A 16137-nucleotide genomic window follows, 5' to 3' on the forward strand; every position below is an offset into this window, starting at 1 on the left:
CACTGAGGGGACCAACGACCATGGCGCGCCCGCTTCTGGCTCTGGGAGGCATCGTCCTGATCGGCGTCGGCCTGGCGACCGCGCTCGGGTGGGGCTGGGGTTCGGACTTCGAAAACACCGACACCCTTTCGCAGACCATCCGCAGCGTGAAGCTGGAGGCCGACTCGGGATCGGTGAAGGTCCGCACCGGCTCGGGGGCGGCCACGGTGCACGAAGAGGTTGGTTACCACTGGCGCAGCAAGCCGGCCGGGCCCTTCTACCGCGTCGACGGCGACCAGCTGGTGCTCGGTTCGTGCGGTACGAACTGCACGGTCGACTTCGAGGTCGTCGTGCCCGAGGGGGTGCCCGTCACGGGGAACATCGACTCCGGCGGGCTGGACGTCGCCGGGATGTCGACTGTGGACGTTCAGGTCGATTCCGGGCACGCGCGCGTCGAGGACGTCCCCGGTGCGGTGAAGCTGCGGATGGACAGCGGTTCGATCGACCTGCGGGACGTCGGCGCCGTCCGGTTGCAGAGCGAGTCCGGCAGCATCACCGGCGACGACGTGCGCGGGCCGGTCGACGCGACGTCGTCCAGCGGCAGCGTCGAATTCACGCTGGCGCAGGCGAACGACGTCAAGGTGCACGCCGAGAGCGGCAGCATCGACCTGAAGGTGCCGGGCGGGCCGTACCGCGTCCAGGGGGACAGCGACAGCGGGCACCGCGACATCGGCGTCCAGGTCGACGGTGCAGCTCAGCACCTGCTGGACCTGACGACCGAAAGCGGCAGCGTCACGGTCCGCGCGGCCTGACTTTCCTTACTACGGGGGGCATTTCCGGATGGGCAGGATCGAACGGCGCGTGCTGGTGGCCGCGCTGCTGGGGGCACTCGCGATGTTCGGGTTCGCCGGCTTCACGCGGGACGCGCCGCCGGAAACGCCGGCGCAGGGGGTGCCGGTCACCGCGGATTCCCACTATCGAGTGACTTCCTGGGTCGGGACCCCGGCGGAAGTCGTTGTGCGGCAAGGAAATTCCGATTTCTTCCTCTCCTCCTGGACGGCCCGCCACTCCTGAACTGTCGGGGGTCGCTGTTAGGAAGGAAGCACGCCGAAGGCCGGCGTGCAGGGGAGGACACACATCATGGACGTGCGCCGGGTCGCCGCGATCATCGCGGCGGTCGTGGTCATGGCGGGGGTGCCGGCCGTCGCTTCGGCGTCGGTCTTGGCGTGGCGGGCCTGCGCCACGCTGCAGGAGCCATCGGCGGAGTGCGCGACGATCGAGGTGCCGATCGACCGCGCGCGGCCGGAGCTGGGGTCGGCGCGGCTCGCGCTGGCCAGGTTGCCCGCGCGCGATCCGTCCCGGCGGATCGGCTCGCTGCTGGTGAACCCGGGCGGGCCAGGGGGCTCCGGCGTCGGGTTCGCGCAGTTCGGCGGGCTGGCCTCGCCGGAGCTCGCGCAGCTGCGGCAGCGCTTCGACGTCGTGGGGTTCGACCCGCGCGGCGACTGGTCCGGCACGCCTCGCGTCACCTGCGACGCGGCGACGCTGTTCGACCCGGCGCTGGACCGGTTCCCGTCGACGCGGGCGGGGTTCGAGACGCTGGTCGCGCACAACCGGAAGGCGGGTGCGGACTGCCTGGCCCGCACCGGGCCGCTGCTGGCGCACGTGGACAGCCGAAGCGCGGCCGAGGACATCGAGGCGATCCGGGCGGCGCTCGGCGAGCCGAAGATCTCGTGGCTGGGCCTTTCCTACGGCACCGAGCTGGGGGCGGTCTACGCGTCGCAGCACCCCGGCCGGGTGCGGGCGATGGTGCTCGACGGCGCGATCGACCACGCGCGGCCGATGACCCAGGCGATCGTCGAGGAGGCCGCGGCCATCGAGGACGCACTGGTCCGGTTCGCGGACTGGTGCCGCGCTTCGGCCGGCTGCGCCTTGCAGGGGCAGGACGTCCTCCGCTTCTACGACGACGTCGTGGCCAGGGCAGCGCGCGGCGGGATCTGGTCGAGCGACCTGGGCCGTCCCGCGACGGCCGACGAGGTCTCGGCGGGCGTGTACGGCCACCTCTACCTGCGGGACGACTGGCCCGCGCTGGGCAAGGACCTGGCCACGGCCGGCGGGGAGTTCCCGGACGCGCGCGGGCTGACCGAGCGGAACCAGTTCGGGTCCGAGAGCTACGCGGCCTACCGGGCGATCGGCTGCCACGACTTCCCGTCGCCATTCACCGGGCCGTCGGAGATGGCCTGGACGGCCCGCCTGGTCCGCGCGGCGGCCCCGCACAGCTGGCGGTACTCGGAGTACTGGGACTTCGCCAGCGGGTGCACCGGCTGGCCGGTCCCGGCGAAGAACCCACCGCAGCCGCAGCCGGTACGCGGTGCCCCGCCGATACTGGTCGTGGGCGGCGCCCATGACCCGGCGACGCCGCTGGCTTGGGCCCGCGGCCTGGTGGCGAGCATCGAGGGAGCGGCCCTGCTGACGCGCACCGACGACGGCCACACGGGGCTGTTCAACTCCGCCTGCGCGCGGGCGGCCGAGGTGGCGTACCTGGTCGACGGGATCGTCCCCGGTCGCGGGGCGGTGTGCCGGTGAGCCGTCGACCGTGAGCGGTGTCACAGCCGATCCGGGCACACTCGGTCGCCGGACCCGGGAACAAGAACCCGAGCCGCCTCGTTAGGCTGGGTACAGAGGTTGAGCGCAGTCGACTCAAGTCCGGCTTGACGGGGTGCGCGAAGGCCCGATAAAACTTGCCAGGGCCTCGCTCAAGGCGAGAACGAACCTGCAGGTCACGAACATAGCAGCCGTACACAGGAGGAAGCACCATGGCGCGAGCGGTCGGCATCGACCTCGGCACGACCAACTCGGTCGTCGCCGTCCTTGAGGGCGGCGAGCCGACGGTCATCGCCAACTCGGAAGGCTCCCGGACCACCCCTTCGATCGTCGCCTTCGCCAAGAACGGCGAAGTGCTGACCGGCCAGCCGGCGAAGAACCAGGCCGTCACGAACGTCGACCGGACGATCCGGTCCGTGAAGCGGCACATCGGCACCGACTGGAAGACCGAGATCGACGGGAAGAACTACACCTCCCAGGAAATCAGCGCACGCGTGCTGATGAAGCTGAAGCGCGACGCCGAGGCGTACCTGGGCGAGACGATCACCGACGCGGTGATCACCGTCCCGGCGTACTTCGAGGACGCCCAGCGGCAGGCCACCAAGGAAGCCGGCCAGATCGCCGGCCTGAACGTGCTCCGCATCGTCAACGAGCCGACCGCCGCCGCGCTGGCGTACGGCCTGGACAAGGGCGAGAAGGAGCAGACCATCCTGGTCTTCGACCTCGGTGGTGGCACCTTCGACGTCTCGCTGCTGGAGATCGGCGAGGGCGTCGTCGAGGTCCGCGCGACCTCCGGTGACAACCACCTCGGTGGTGACGACTGGGACGAGCGCATCGTCAAGTGGCTGGTCGACAAGTTCAAGGCCACGAACGGCATCGACCTGACCAAGGACAAGATGGCGCTGCAGCGCATCCGCGAGGCGGCGGAGAAGGCGAAGATCGAGCTGTCCAGCTCGAACTCGGCCAGCATCAACCTGCCGTACATCACCGTGGACGCGGACAAGAACCCGCTGTTCCTCGACGAGACGCTCTCGCGCGCCGAGTTCCAGAAGATCACCTCGGACCTGCTCGACCGCACCAAGGCGCCGTTCAACAACGTCATCCGGGACGCGGGCATCTCCGTCGGCGACATCGACCACGTCGTGCTCGTCGGTGGTTCCACGCGCATGCCGGCCGTCGCCGAGCTGGTCAAGGAGCTGACCGGCGGCCGCGAGCCGAACAAGGGCGTGAACCCGGACGAGGTCGTCGCGGTCGGCGCGGCGCTGCAGGCCGGTGTGCTGAAGGGCGAGGTCAAGGACGTCCTGCTGCTCGACGTGACCCCGCTGTCGCTGGGCATCGAGACCAAGGGCGGTGTCTTCACCAAGCTCATCGAGCGCAACACCACGATCCCGACCAAGCGCTCGGAGATCTTCTCCACCGCGGACGACAACCAGCCGTCGGTGCAGATCCAGGTGTTCCAGGGTGAGCGCGAGATCGCCGCGCACAACAAGAAGCTCGGCATGTTCGAGCTGACCGGTCTCCCGCCGGCCCCGCGTGGCGTGCCGCAGATCGAGGTCACCTTCGACATCGACGCCAACGGCATCGTGCACGTGACCGCGAAGGACCTGGGCACGAACAAGGAACAGTCGATGACGATCACCGGTGGCTCCGCGCTGCCGAAGGACGACATCGAGCGCATGGTCAAGGACGCCGAGGCCCACGCCGAGGAAGACAAGAAGCGCCGCGAGGAAGCGGAGACCCGCAACCAGGCGGAGACGCTGGTCTACCAGACCGAGAAGTTCGTCAAGGACAACGACGACAAGCTGCCCGAGGACCTCAAGGGCAAGGTCAAGTCCGCGATCGACGAGGCCAACGAGTCGCTCAAGGGCACGGACTCGACCAAGATCCGCGAGGCGATCGAGAAGCTGAACGCCGCTTCGCAGGAGCTGGGCACCGCCCTGTACGCCAACGCGAACGCCGCTCAGCCGGGCGCCGAGGGCGCTGCGGGTGCGGGGGCGGCCGGGGACGCCGGTGCCGCCGGCGGCCAGGCCAAGGCCGATGACGTGGTGGACGCCGAGATCGTCGAAGAGGACCCGAAGAAGTGACCCACAGCTACGACGAATCCGAGAACCAGGGCCGAGGCCCCGAGGAGCCGGTGGTCGTGCGGGACCGTCGTCGGGTGGACCCCCAGACCGGGCAGGTCCGCCCGCCCGGTCCGGCCCACGCCGCGCCGGACCCCGACGAGGCGCCCGTGGAGCACGCGGGCCCCTCGCTGGGCGAGTCCATTGTGGACGATTCGGTGTCGGTCGTCTCCGACGTGGAGAAGGAGCTGGCCGAGCGCACCGCCGACCTCCAGCGCCTGCAGGCCGAGTACGCCAATTACCGCAAGCGCGTCGAGCGTGACCGCGAGGCGGTCGTCATCGGCGCGAAGGCGACGGTGGTGAACGACCTGCTGCCGCTGCTCGACGACCTCGAGCGGGCCGAGCAGCACGGCGACCTCACCGGCGCGTTCAAGGCGGTCGGCGACAAGCTGATCAGCGGCCTGCAGCGCGCCGGCCTGGAGTCGTTCGGCGCCGAGGGCGAGCCCTTCGACCCGAGCGTGCACGAGGCCGTGCAGCACAACACCTCGCCCGACGTGGCGGGCCCGACGGTCACCGTGGTCATGCGCCGCGGGTACCGCTTCGGGGACCGCGTACTGCGGGCCGCGCTGGTCGGGGTGACCGACCACGAGCCCGGTGCGGCCCCGTCCGTCGGTGGCGAGCTGCCACTCGACGGCGGAGCCGATGAGCAGCAGCAGTAAGAGGAACCAAGTGGGAGGAGGAGACGCCCGATGAGTGCACGGGAATGGATCGGTAAGGACTTCTACCGTGAACTGGGCGTCTCCTCCGACGCCACCGCGGACGAAATCAAGAAGGCCTACCGGAAGCTGGCCAAGGAGAACCACCCGGACGCGAACGCCGGCAACGCGCAGGCGGAGCAGAAGTTCAAGGCGGTCTCCGAGGCCTACGGCGTGCTTTCCGACGCGAGCAAGCGCAAGGAGTACGACGAGGCGCGGCGCCTGTTCGGCGGCGGGGGTGGCTTCAACTTCCCCGGCGGCGGCGGTGGCGGCAGCTTCGACATGGGCGACATCTTCGGCCAGGCCGGCGCCGGCCAGCAGGGCGGTTTCGGCGGGCTCGGCGACATCCTGGGCGGCATCTTCGGCCGCGGCCGGTCTTCGGCGGGTGCGACGGCCAACCGGCCGCAGCGCGGCGCCGACGTCGAGACGGACGTCCGGATCGACTTTGTCGAGGCGGTCAAGGGCGCGACCCTGCCGCTGCGGCTGTCGAGCCCGGCGACCTGTGCGACGTGCAGCGGCAACGGTGCCCGGCCGGGGACGTCGCCGCGGACCTGCCCGACCTGTTCCGGGTCGGGGCTGGTCAGCCGCAGCCAGGGCGCGTTCGCGTTCTCGGAGCCGTGCCGCGACTGCCGCGGCCGCGGGACGATCATCGACGACCCGTGCCCCGAGTGCGGCGGCGAAGGCATCAGCACGAGGACACGCACGTTGACCGTCCGGATCCCGCCGGGCGTCGACGACGACCAGCGCATCCGCCTGGCCGGCCAGGGCGAGCCGGGCCGGGGCGGGGCGCAGGCGGGCGATCTGTACGTCCGGGTGCACGTGGCTCCGCACGCGCTGTTCGGGCGCAAGGGGCTTGACCTGACGATCACGGTGCCGGTGGACTTCACGGAGCTGACGCTCGGCACCACGATCACGGTGCCGACGCTGGAAGCCAAGGTCTCGCTCAAGGTGCCGCCGGGCACGGCGAGCGGGCGAGTGCTGCGCGTGCGCGGCAAGGGCATCGCCAAGCGCGACGGTTCGCAAGGTGACCTGCTCGTCACCCTCCAGGCGGCGATTCCCGCCAAACTGGACGACAAGGCGCGCGAAGCACTGCAGGCGTACGCCGAGGCGATGGCCGGGCACGACCCCCGGCCCGAGATCACCGAGCTGCTGCAAGGTAGGTGAGAGTGGTGTTCGGCGGGATTCCCCAGGAAGGGGACGAGGAGACCCCGGTGTTCGTCATCTCGGTGGCGGCCCAGCTCGCCGGGATGCACGCGCAGACGCTGCGCACGTACGACCGGCAGGGCCTGGTGTCCCCCGGCCGCACCCCCGGCGGCGGCCGCCGCTACTCGATGCGGGACATCGCACTGCTGCGCGAGGTCCAACGCCTCTCGCAGGAGGACGGTGTAAACCTGGCCGGCATCAAGCGCATCATCGAGCTGGAGAACCAGGTGGACGCGCTCCGAGCCCGCATAACCGAGCTGACGGAGGAACTGGCCGCAGCCTACGTAGCGGCAGAACAGGCAACGGCGGCGGCGCACGCGTCCTACCGCCGAGACTTGGTCCCCCTCAACCAGCAGACGGCAATGGTGGTCTGGCGCCCCAAACGCCGCTGACCCCCAGAGCGACAAAGGCCTCCCCGGGCAACCGGGGAGGCCTTTCGCGCGCTTGGGGATGCTTCGGGCTCAGGCATCTTCCGAGACGGAAACTGTCGGTGCCTGCCGGTAGCGTGGAAACGGGGCTGGCTGGTGCGAGGCGCGGAGTTCGCCGCCGGCGGTAGTTTCGCCGCCGCTTCGCGCATCCGGCCCGCCACCGGCGGGCCGCCAGCGTCCCTACGAAGCCCCGGCCGGGATGGGCCGCGAGCAGTCCCTCCCGGCTGCTCGCGGCCGCGCCGCGGGGACTATGCCTTCACGTTCAGCAGCTGCTTCACCTCGGCCGTCCGGGACTCGATCACTCGGCGGGCCAAGTCTCGTGCCTGGGCGTTCGCTCCGCCGTTCGGGCCGTTCTCCGTCTGGGCCAGCTCGACCGCTGCCTGCTGCTGTCCCGTCAGGACGTCCAGGAACCGGCGGGTGAACTCGGCGTCGCCCGCCGTTCGGAGGGCTCCCACCAAGTCCGGCGATGTCATCTTCATCCCGCCGTGGGCGGCGTGGGCCTCTGGGGCCACCGTCTCCGGCTCGTTCCACTCGCGGAGCCAGCGGCGCATGTCGTCGACCTCGGTTTGCTGGGTCACCTCGATTGCTGCCGCCAGTTCCTTCAACGCGGCCGGGACCGGGCGGGCCGCGGCCAGGCGGACGATCTCTATCCCCTGCTGGTTCTGGGGGATCAGCATCTGCAGGAACATCACGTCGGCCGCGTTGTGGTGGGGTGGGGCCGTCGTCGCGCAGCTGGTCAGGAGCAGCGCGACGACGGCCAAGACCACTCTCACTGGCGCTGCCAGAGCGCCGGGGTGTTCGGCGGCTCCCAGCCCGCGATCGCCGTGTGCGGCTGGAGGCAGCGGTAGGTTGCGCCGCCGTACGTCACGACGTCGCCCGCCTTGTACGCCGTTCCCGCCGACCAGGTTCCGCCCGTTGGCGGCTTGGTGGTCGTCGTAGTGGGGGGCGGGGTTGTGGTGGTCGGGGGCGGTGTGGTCGTCGTCGGCGGTGGGGTGCCGCCTCCGCCGACCTGGAGGTCGATGCAGCTGTAGAACGCGTTGCTCGTGTCCGCGATGTTCCAGATCGCCAGCACCTTGATCCGGCCCGAATACCCGGCCAGGTTCACCGTGTGCGACAGCGTCGGCGGCGGCTGCTGGTTGTTGCCGTTGAACACCGCGACGCGGGTGCCACCGACGTAATACTCGTAGTTCGACGTCGAGTGCCGGGCGGTGAACACCCAGTTGAACGTCACCGTGCTGCCGACCGACTTGGCCGGCCACGGCTTCGACTCGTCGGTCAGCTCGGCGAACTGCGACAAGCCGCCGTTGCAGCTGCGCAGCCCCTTCGGTCCTTCGACGCTTTGCGGCTCGTAGACGATGCTGCCGCAGTTGGGGACCTTCCCGGCCGCGCAGTTGGCCTGCCGGCTGGGCGGGTCGGACACGTAACCGTGGGCGCTCGCGGAGGTGGCGGGGAGGACGACGACCAGCACCGGCGCGAGCAGGGCTCCGGCAGCGGCCGCGAAGAGCTTTCGTTTCCAGGTCATTTCGGCTCCTCGATGGGGAACAGCGTTGTTCCGGAGGGGAGGACGAACGAGCACATCCGGGAAGATGTGGTCTAGACCATAAGTCGATTCGGGCACAACGGTCAACGAACTACCGCCGTTCGACGATTTCGCTGCTCCACTCGGCCCACTGCGAAGGTCGGGGCCGGCTGCTGCAGGCGTTCGCCTACGGAGGTCCCTTCGGCGCTCAGTCCAGGGTGAACGGGTCGTACGATATTCGCTCCAGGTCGATCCCCCGGGCCAGCAGCTTCGCCACGGTCGCCTGGATCATCGGCGGCGAACCGGACACGAGCACCTCGTGGTTGCGCCACGTGCCACGCTGCGTCACGGCGTGGGCGAGCGTGCCGCGGTCACCACCCGCCAGGGCGCCCTCCTCGGTGACCGGGGTAACCGTCAGCCACTTCGACGTCACGGCCAGCTGGCGCAGCTCCTCCAGCGCGTACAGGTCTTCCGGTCGCCGGCCGCCGAAGAACAGGTGCACCGGCGGGTTCCGCTTCCAGTGGGACAGGTCGTCGAGGATCGACAGCAACGGCGTGATCCCGGTGCCGCCGCCGATCATCAGCAGCCGCCGCTTCGTCGACGTCGGGCGCACGTTCAGCACGCCCATCGACGGCCCGAGGCGCCAGACGTCGCCCGGTTTCGTGTGGTTGACGATGCTGCCGCTGACCCAGCCGCCCGGCACCGCGCGCACGTGGAAGGTGAGCTGGCCGTCTCCGCGCGGCGCGTTCGCCGGCGAAAGGTACCGCCAGAACCGCGGCCGCTGCGGCACTTCCACGCTGACATACGCGCCGGCGCGGTACGGCAACAAGCCTTCGGTGCGCACCTTCACCAGTGCGACGTCGCGGCTGAGTTTCCGGTGTTCGAGCACGGTCGCCGACCACGCCGCCGGCCCGGTTTCCGCCTGGGCGGCTTCGCGCATCGTCTTAGCGATGAGCCCGTAGGCCGACGTCCACGCCGATTCGACTTCGGTGGTCCACTTCTCCTTCAGAAATCGTTTCAACGCGGCGATCAACGCGACGCCGACCGCGTCGTAGTGGCGGGAGACGACGGCGAATTTCCGGTGGTCGCGGCCCAGTTGCCCCAGGAAGGTGACCAGTTCGTCGGGCCGGTCGACCATCTGCACCACGTACACCAGCGCGCGCAGCAGCCTGCTCCGCTGCGTCGTCATGGTCACCGGGAACAGCTCCCGGCAATCGGGGGCGACCACGAACAACGCACCGTAGAAGTACTGCGCCAGTTCATCTGCTTTCGATTCGACCTCCGCAAAACTTTCACGAATCAACCGGGCCATCTCTCGACCTTCCACAGCCGAAACGGGCAACGTCTCGGGCATGGTGGAGATCTTCACGGATTCAGCACTCATCGGGAACGGTAATCTCCAGTCGTGCCAAGGCTTTCGCGCCGTGCATGCGGCGTCGCTGTGGCGGTGCCGCCCCCGAGGGTTCCCGACTGTAGGCGAATTCCCGTGCAGATGCGCGTGATTCCGCGCGTTCCCGCTCGAACGGAGCAATTCAGGTACGCCCGGTCAACCCCGCCTGTCGCAGCGTAAAAATGATCACGGCGTCGGATTCATCCGTTACTGGTTGCCGATTTCCGAAGCGTAACGAAATCATTCACCGGACGGCGGATTGCCGGGACTAGTCGATCGTGAACGGGTCGTACTGGATCTGGTCCAGCGCACTGCCCGCGACCAGCATCCGCGACACCGTCGCCCGGATCATCGCCGGTGAGCCCGACACCAGGATGTGGTGGCCGGGCCAGGAGCCGTACCGCGTGACGGCTTCGGCCAGCGTCCCCTGCTCGAACCCGGGGACGTCGCCGCCGCGCTCGACGACCGGTGTGACGGTCAGCCAGGGGTTCGTCGCGGCGAGCGCGCGCAGCTCTTCGAGGTCGTAGAGGTCCTCGCGGGCTCCGCCGCCGTAGAACAGGTGCGTCTTCGGGTTCTCGCCCCACAGCGCGAGGTGGTCGAGGATCGCCCGCAGCGGTGCGACCCCCGTGCCGCCGGCGACCATCAGCACGGCCCGCGAGGCCTCGCGGTCGACCGTCATCCGGCCCAGCGGCGGGCCGAGCCGCCAGACGTCCCCGGGCTGCGTGTGGCTGACGATCGCGCGCGACACCCAGCCGCCGTCGATCGCGCGGACGTGGAACTCGATGCCGCCGTCTTCGCGCGGCGCGTTGGCCGGCGAGAGGTACCGCCACAGCCGTGGCCGCTGCGGCACTTCCACGCTGACGTACTGGCCCGGGTGGTACGGCACCGGCTGGTCGGGGACCAGCCGCACCAGGGCGAGGTCCCAGGTCAGCCGCCGGTGCTCGACCACGGTGGCCGACCAGGAGGGCGGGTTCGTGTCCGACGCGGCCGCGTCCTGCATGGCCCGCGCGGCGATGGTGAACGCCTCGGCCCAGGCCCGTTCGACCTCCGGTGTCCACGCCGGGCCGAGGTGGTTCTTCAGCGACGCCAGCAGCGCCGTCCCGACCGCTTCGTAGTGCCGCGGCACCACGCCGAACTTGCGGTGGTCGCGGCCCAGCTGGCGAAGGAACGGCGCGAGGTCGTCGGGCCGGTCGACCATCTGCACGATGTGCACCAGCGCGCGCACCAGCCTGCCGCGCTGGATCTCCATGTTGATCGGGAAGAAGTCGCGCGTGGTCGGGGCGAGGGTGAACAGCATCCCGTAGAAGAACTGCGAGATGTCCGCGATGTACGGCTCGGACCTGGCCCAGGTGTCCCGGATGAGCCGGACCATCGCGGTCACCGCCGCGGGGGCTTCCCGCGGGGCCGAGGACCTGGGGAGCGGGCTGACGGAATCGGCTGTCATGAGGGGTTGTTCACGGGTCGGGGACCGCCTCCTGGGTCCTTCGCCACTGCTGCCACCTCGTCACTCAACGTCACTCGCCTGCGGTGCGCGCACCGCCCGTCCGCAGGGTAGCCGCCGGGCGCCCTTTTGCCCGCATTGTTGCTCCGACCGGGTGTATTCCTGCGTGGGGGACCTCACCGGCCAGATGGTTGTCCGCGCAAGTGTCCGGCAATATACTTGTATGGCGCAACCAAGGAGGTGCCGAATGGGCTTCGACAACACTGACGACGACGTCCGGGTCGAGCTCATGCGGGAGCTGAAGACCGCTTCCCAGCTGCAGCACGCCTGGATCATGCAAGCCTGGCAGAGCGAGCCCGGGCTGCACCCGGCGGCCGCGATGCTGCTGTCCGACCTGGCGAAGAACGGCGAGACGAGGCCGTCCGAGCTGGCGAAACGCCGGTTCGTCGACCTCTCGGTCGTCAGCAGGCAGATCGCCCAGCTCTCCGCGGCCGGCCTGGTCGACCGCCGTCCCGCGCCCGAAGACGGCCGGGCGTCGCTGGTCAGCGTGTCCGAGAAGGGCCGGGCCGAGCTCGCCCGCTGGCGCGCCAACTACATCGAGTTCATGGAGAAGGCGCTCGGCGGCTGGGACGACGAGCGCGTCACCGACCTCACTGCGCGGCTGGCGGAGATGAACACCGATCTCCGCCGCGCCCTCGGCAGCGACGCCTGCCTGGCTGACACGAACAAGTGACACCGCGGCCGAGAGGCACACCGCAAGTGTCCTTTCGCCCTGGGGAAAGTGTCCGTTCGGTCCTGACTTAGGGGCATTCCCCAGGGTTAACGTCGGTGGGTGACGCGTGACCGGGTCGCACTGCTGTGCGCGCTGGGAATCGACAACTTCGGCTCGGGTCTGTTCCTCCCGTTGGCGCTGGTCTACGTGACGCAGGTGGTCGGCGTGCCGCTGGCCGTCGCCGGCACCGCCGTCACCCTCGGCGCCCTCGGTGGGCTCGTCGTGCCGCCGCTCGCCGGCCGGCTCGTCGACCGCGTCGGGCCGCGGGCCGTGGTGATCTGCGCCCAGCTGCTGCAAGCCGCGGGCGTCGGTGCCTACCTCGTCGCCGGCAGCGCGGGCCCGGTCGTGGTCGCGGCCGTCCTGTCGTCCGCCGGGCAGCAGTTCTTCTACAGCTCCCTGTACGTGCTCATCGCCGACGTCGCCGGCGACGGGCCCAAGGACCGGCCGTTCGCCGAGGTGGGGATGGTGCGGGCCGCGTCCTTCGGCCTGGGCGGGCTGGTCGCGGGGGCGTTGCTGACGTGGCTCGGGAACGCCGGCTACCGCATCGCGCTCGCCGCGGACGCGCTGACGTTCTTGGTGGCCGCGCTGTTCCTCGTCTTCTTCGTCCGGCTCGCGCGGCCGCACCGGCCGGTCCGGGAACGGTCGGTCCGCGTGCTGCGCGACCGGCCGTACCTCGCCCTCATCCTGTTCAGCGGGCTCTTCGGGCTCTCGCTGGACTTCTTCCTGATCGGCACCCCGGTGTTCGTGCTCGACCGGCTGCACGGCCCGGCCTGGCTGCCGGGCGCGATCCTCGCCCTGCTGACCGTGCTGACCAGCGTCGGCGGCACGGTCGCGCTGCGGCTCACCGCCCGGCTGACGCGGATCGCGGCGATGCGCGTCGGCTCGGCGTTGTTCTCCGCGTGGTGCCTGGTCAGCCTGGGTGTGCTGCTCGTGCCGGAGGGCTGGCAGGTGGTGTACCTGCTGGTGTCGACGCTCGTGTTCGCCGCCGGCGATCTGGTCTTCGGGCCGCGGTCGGGGGCGCTCGCCGAGGCCGCGGCACCTCCGGTCGCCCGCGGACGTTATCTCGCTGCGTACCAGTACGCGTTCACCGTGGCGCAGGTGATCGCGCCCGCCGTGGTGGCCTTGTTCTCGGTCGCCGACTGGTTACCCTGGGTGCTGGTGGGGGCGTGCGCCGGTCTCGCCGTGGCCGGGCTCGGCACCCTCGGCTCGCGGTTGCCGGCGAGCGCGGTGGCACCCGGACAGAGTTGAGCGGAACAGACTCAAGTTTTCGTGCGTTAGGGATAGTGACGGGTCACGGTCAGGCCTGTCACCAGGACTTTTCGTAGTACCAAACATGAGGTGAGGGATGGACGCTTTCAACCCGACCACGAAGACCCAGCAGGCGATCTCGTCCGCGGCGCAGGCGGCCACCATGGCCGGCAACCCGCACGTGTCGGCCGCCCATCTGCTGGGCGCCCTGCTGGCGCAGGGTGAGGGGCTGACCGCACCGCTGCTGACCGCGGTCGGGGCCGACCCGGAGGTGGTGCACAAGGAGCTCGAACCGCTCATCGCGGCGCTGCCGTCCGCGACCGGCGCCACCGTGTCGAGCCCGCAGTTCGACACCTACGCCGTGAAGTCGCTGACGCGCGCCCAGAAGCTCGCCACCGAGCTGGGCGACGAGTACGTCTCGACCGAGCACCTGCTCGTCGGGCTCGCGACCGAGGGCGGCCAGGTCGCCGACCTGCTCAAGCGCCACGGGGCGACGCCGGACGCGCTGCAGGAGGCGTTCGCCAAGGTCCGCGGCTCGGCCCGGATCACCAGCGCGGACCCCGAGAGCACGTTCAAGGCGCTCGAAAAGTACGGCGTCGACCTCACCGAGCGCGCCCGCGCCGGCGAGCTCGACCCGGTCATCGGGCGTGACACCGAGATCCGCCGCGTCGTGCAGGTGCTGTCGCGGCGCACGAAGAACAACCCGGTCCTGATCGGCGAGCCGGGCGTCGGCAAGACGGCCATCGTCGAAGGGCTGGCCCAGCGCATCGTCGCCGGGGACGTGCCGGAGTCGCTGCGCGGCAAGCGCGTCGTCGCCCTCGACCTCGGGTCGATGGTGGCCGGCGCGAAGTACCGCGGCGAGTTCGAGGAGCGGCTGAAGGCCGTGCTCAAGGAGATCACCGACTCCGCGGGCGAGGTCATCACCTTCATCGACGAGCTGCACACGATCGTCGGCGCCGGCGCGACCGGCGAGGGCGGCGCGATGGACGCGGGCAACATGATCAAGCCGATGCTCGCCCGCGGCGAGCTGCGGATGGTCGGCGCGACCACGCTCGACGAGTACCGCCAGCACATCGAGAAGGACGCCGCCCTGGAGCGGCGCTTCCAGCAGGTGCTCGTCGGCGAGCCGTCGCCGGAGGACACCATCGCGATCCTGCGCGGGCTGAAGGAGCGTTACGAGGTGCACCACGGTGTCCGGATCACGGACGCCGCGCTGGTCGCCGCCGCGACGCTGTCCGACCGCTACATCACCGCGCGCTTCCTGCCGGACAAGGCGATCGACCTGGTCGACGAGGCCGCGTCGAAGCTCCGCATGGAGATCGACTCGCGGCCGGTGGAGATCGACGAGGTCGAGCGGGCGGTCCGCCGGCTCGAGATCGAGGAGATGGCGCTCGCGAAGGAGAGCGACGCGGCCTCGAAGGAGCGGCTCAACGCCCTGCGCGCGGAGCTGGCGGAGAAGCGCGAGACGCTGACCGCGCTGACCGCTCGCTGGCAGAACGAGAAGGGCTCGATCGAGAAGGTCCGCGAGCTCAAGGAGCAGCTCGAGCAGCTGCGCGGCGAGTCCGAGCGCGCCGAACGCGACGGCGACCTCGGCAAGGCCGCCGAGCTGCGCTACGGCCGGATCCCCGCGCTGGAGAAGGAGTTCGAAGCGGCCACCGCGGCGAGCGAGGCCAGCCAGCAGAACGTGATGCTCAAGGAGGAGGTCGGCGCGGACGACGTCGCCGATGTCGTGAGCGCGTGGACCGGCATCCCGGCCGGACGGCTGCTGGAAGGCGAGACGGGCAAGCTGCTCCGGATGGAGGAGGAGCTGACCCGGCGCGTCATCGGGCAGGCCGAGGCCGTGCAGGTCGTCGCGGACGCCGTCCGCCGCGCCCGGGCCGGCGTCGCCGACCCCGACCGGCCGACCGGTTCGTTCCTCTTCCTCGGCCCGACCGGCGTCGGGAAGACCGAGCTGGCCAAGGTCCTGGCCGAGTTCCTGTTCGACGACGAGCGCGCGATGCAGCGCATCGACATGAGCGAGTACGCCGAGAAGCACTCGGTGGCGCGCCTGGTCGGTGCCCCGCCCGGGTACGTCGGCTACGACCAGGGCGGCCAGCTGACCGAGGCCGTCCGGCGGCGCCCGTACTCGGTGGTGCTGCTCGACGAGGTGGAGAAGGCCCACCCGGACGTCTTCGACGTGCTGCTGCAGGTCCTCGACGACGGGCGGCTGACCGACGGCCAGGGCCGGACGGTGGACTTCCGCAACACCATCCTGATCCTGACGTCGAACCTCGGCTCGCAGGCCATCGCCGACCCGTCGCTCGACGAGCGGCAGCGGCGGGACGCGGTGCTCGACGTGGTGCAGCGGCAGTTCAAGCCGGAGTTCCTCAACCGGCTCGACGACATCGTCGTGTTCCACTCGCTCGGCACCGAGCAGCTGACCTCCATTGTGGACATCCAGGTCGCCCGGCTCGCCAAGCGGCTGGCCCAGCGGCGGCTGAACCTGGAGGTCACCGACGGCGCCCGCGAGTGGCTCGCCCTCAACGGCTTCGACCCGATCTACGGCGCCCGCCCGCTGCGGCGGCTGGTCCAGTCGGCGATCGGCGACAAGCTGGCGAAGGAACTGCTCTCCGGCGAGATCCGGGACGGCGACACCGTGCGGGTCGACGGCCCGGACCTGGAGACCGGCGACTCGCTGACCGTCACCCGCGTCTGACCGGTCGTGAGTGGTAAGGCGGGTGTGTACCCCCGCGAAAAAAAAA

The 16137-nt window shown here is 70.3% G+C and carries 14 protein-coding genes; 10 read left to right on the forward strand and 4 right to left on the reverse strand.

Annotated elements, in window-relative coordinates; translation table 11 throughout:
- Positions 1–20: 20 nt before the first annotated feature.
- The 7 genes from ACWEF6_RS25920 to ACWEF6_RS25950 all read left to right on the forward strand — a co-directional run bounded on the left by ACWEF6_RS25920 (position 21) and on the right by ACWEF6_RS25950 (position 6990).
- The gene (locus tag ACWEF6_RS25920) at positions 21–791 is read left to right on the forward strand and encodes a DUF4097 family beta strand repeat-containing protein (protein ID WP_449685318.1); all 771 of its coding nucleotides are present in this window, start codon (positions 21–23) and stop codon (positions 789–791) included.
- 28 nt (positions 792–819) lie between these two features.
- Complete coding sequence (locus ACWEF6_RS25925) at positions 820–1053, forward strand: hypothetical protein (protein WP_449685319.1); 234 nt, start codon at positions 820–822, stop codon at positions 1051–1053.
- A 66-nt stretch (positions 1054–1119) separates the two neighbouring features.
- Positions 1120–2562, forward strand: coding sequence for an alpha/beta hydrolase (locus ACWEF6_RS25930; RefSeq protein WP_449685320.1), 1443 nt, complete (start codon positions 1120–1122; stop codon positions 2560–2562).
- 230 nt (positions 2563–2792) lie between these two features.
- Positions 2793–4664: a molecular chaperone DnaK gene (dnaK, locus tag ACWEF6_RS25935; protein ID WP_449677230.1), complete on the forward strand. Its 1872-nt coding sequence runs from the start codon at positions 2793–2795 to the stop codon at positions 4662–4664.
- Positions 4661–5359 carry a nucleotide exchange factor GrpE gene (gene grpE, locus ACWEF6_RS25940; protein ID WP_310969581.1) on the forward strand — a complete coding sequence of 233 codons (699 nt, stop codon included), beginning with the start codon at positions 4661–4663 and terminating at the stop codon, positions 5357–5359. The genes dnaK and grpE overlap by 4 nt, the downstream gene beginning before the upstream one ends.
- Positions 5360–5389: 30 nt before the next feature.
- Positions 5390–6559, forward strand: coding sequence for a molecular chaperone DnaJ (dnaJ, locus tag ACWEF6_RS25945; RefSeq protein WP_449685321.1), 1170 nt, complete (start codon positions 5390–5392; stop codon positions 6557–6559).
- Positions 6560–6564: 5 nt separating this feature from the next.
- Positions 6565–6990: a heat shock protein transcriptional repressor HspR gene (locus ACWEF6_RS25950; protein ID WP_310969698.1), complete on the forward strand. Its 426-nt coding sequence runs from the start codon at positions 6565–6567 to the stop codon at positions 6988–6990.
- A 284-nt stretch (positions 6991–7274) separates the two neighbouring features.
- On the opposite strand, the gene ACWEF6_RS25955 is transcribed toward ACWEF6_RS25950, so the two are convergent.
- From ACWEF6_RS25955 to ACWEF6_RS25970, 4 genes are all read right to left on the reverse strand, one after another.
- Positions 7275–7799: a DUF305 domain-containing protein gene (locus ACWEF6_RS25955; protein ID WP_449685322.1), complete on the reverse strand. Its 525-nt coding sequence runs from the start codon at positions 7797–7799 to the stop codon at positions 7275–7277.
- A complete protein-coding gene (locus tag ACWEF6_RS25960) occupies positions 7796–8548 on the reverse strand; it encodes a lytic polysaccharide monooxygenase (RefSeq protein ID WP_449685323.1) in 753 nt (250 codons plus the stop codon). Before ACWEF6_RS25960 ends, ACWEF6_RS25955 begins: the two co-directional genes overlap by 4 nt.
- A 205-nt stretch (positions 8549–8753) precedes the next feature.
- Positions 8754–9857, reverse strand: a complete 1104-nt coding sequence (locus ACWEF6_RS25965) for a globin domain-containing protein (RefSeq protein ID WP_449685324.1) — start codon at positions 9855–9857, stop codon at positions 8754–8756.
- A gap of 346 nt (positions 9858–10203) precedes the next feature.
- The gene (locus ACWEF6_RS25970) at positions 10204–11379 is read right to left on the reverse strand and encodes a globin domain-containing protein (protein ID WP_449685325.1); all 1176 of its coding nucleotides are present in this window, start codon (positions 11377–11379) and stop codon (positions 10204–10206) included.
- A 244-nt stretch (positions 11380–11623) separates the two neighbouring features.
- On the opposite strand from ACWEF6_RS25970, the gene ACWEF6_RS25975 reads away from it, so the two are divergent.
- The 3 genes from ACWEF6_RS25975 (at position 11624) to clpB (ending at position 16091) form a co-directional block, all read left to right on the forward strand.
- Positions 11624–12109 carry a MarR family winged helix-turn-helix transcriptional regulator gene (locus ACWEF6_RS25975; protein ID WP_310969576.1) on the forward strand — a complete coding sequence of 162 codons (486 nt, stop codon included), beginning with the start codon at positions 11624–11626 and terminating at the stop codon, positions 12107–12109.
- 99 nt (positions 12110–12208) lie between these two features.
- Positions 12209–13396 (forward strand): MDR family MFS transporter, encoded by a 1188-nt coding sequence (locus ACWEF6_RS25980; protein ID WP_449685326.1) that lies wholly within the window; start codon positions 12209–12211, stop codon positions 13394–13396.
- Between the two features lie 97 nt (positions 13397–13493).
- Positions 13494–16091: an ATP-dependent chaperone ClpB gene (clpB, locus tag ACWEF6_RS25985; protein ID WP_449685327.1), complete on the forward strand. Its 2598-nt coding sequence runs from the start codon at positions 13494–13496 to the stop codon at positions 16089–16091.
- Positions 16092–16137: the final 46 nt, after the last annotated feature.

Source organism: Amycolatopsis sp. NPDC004772 (assembly GCF_053601215.1).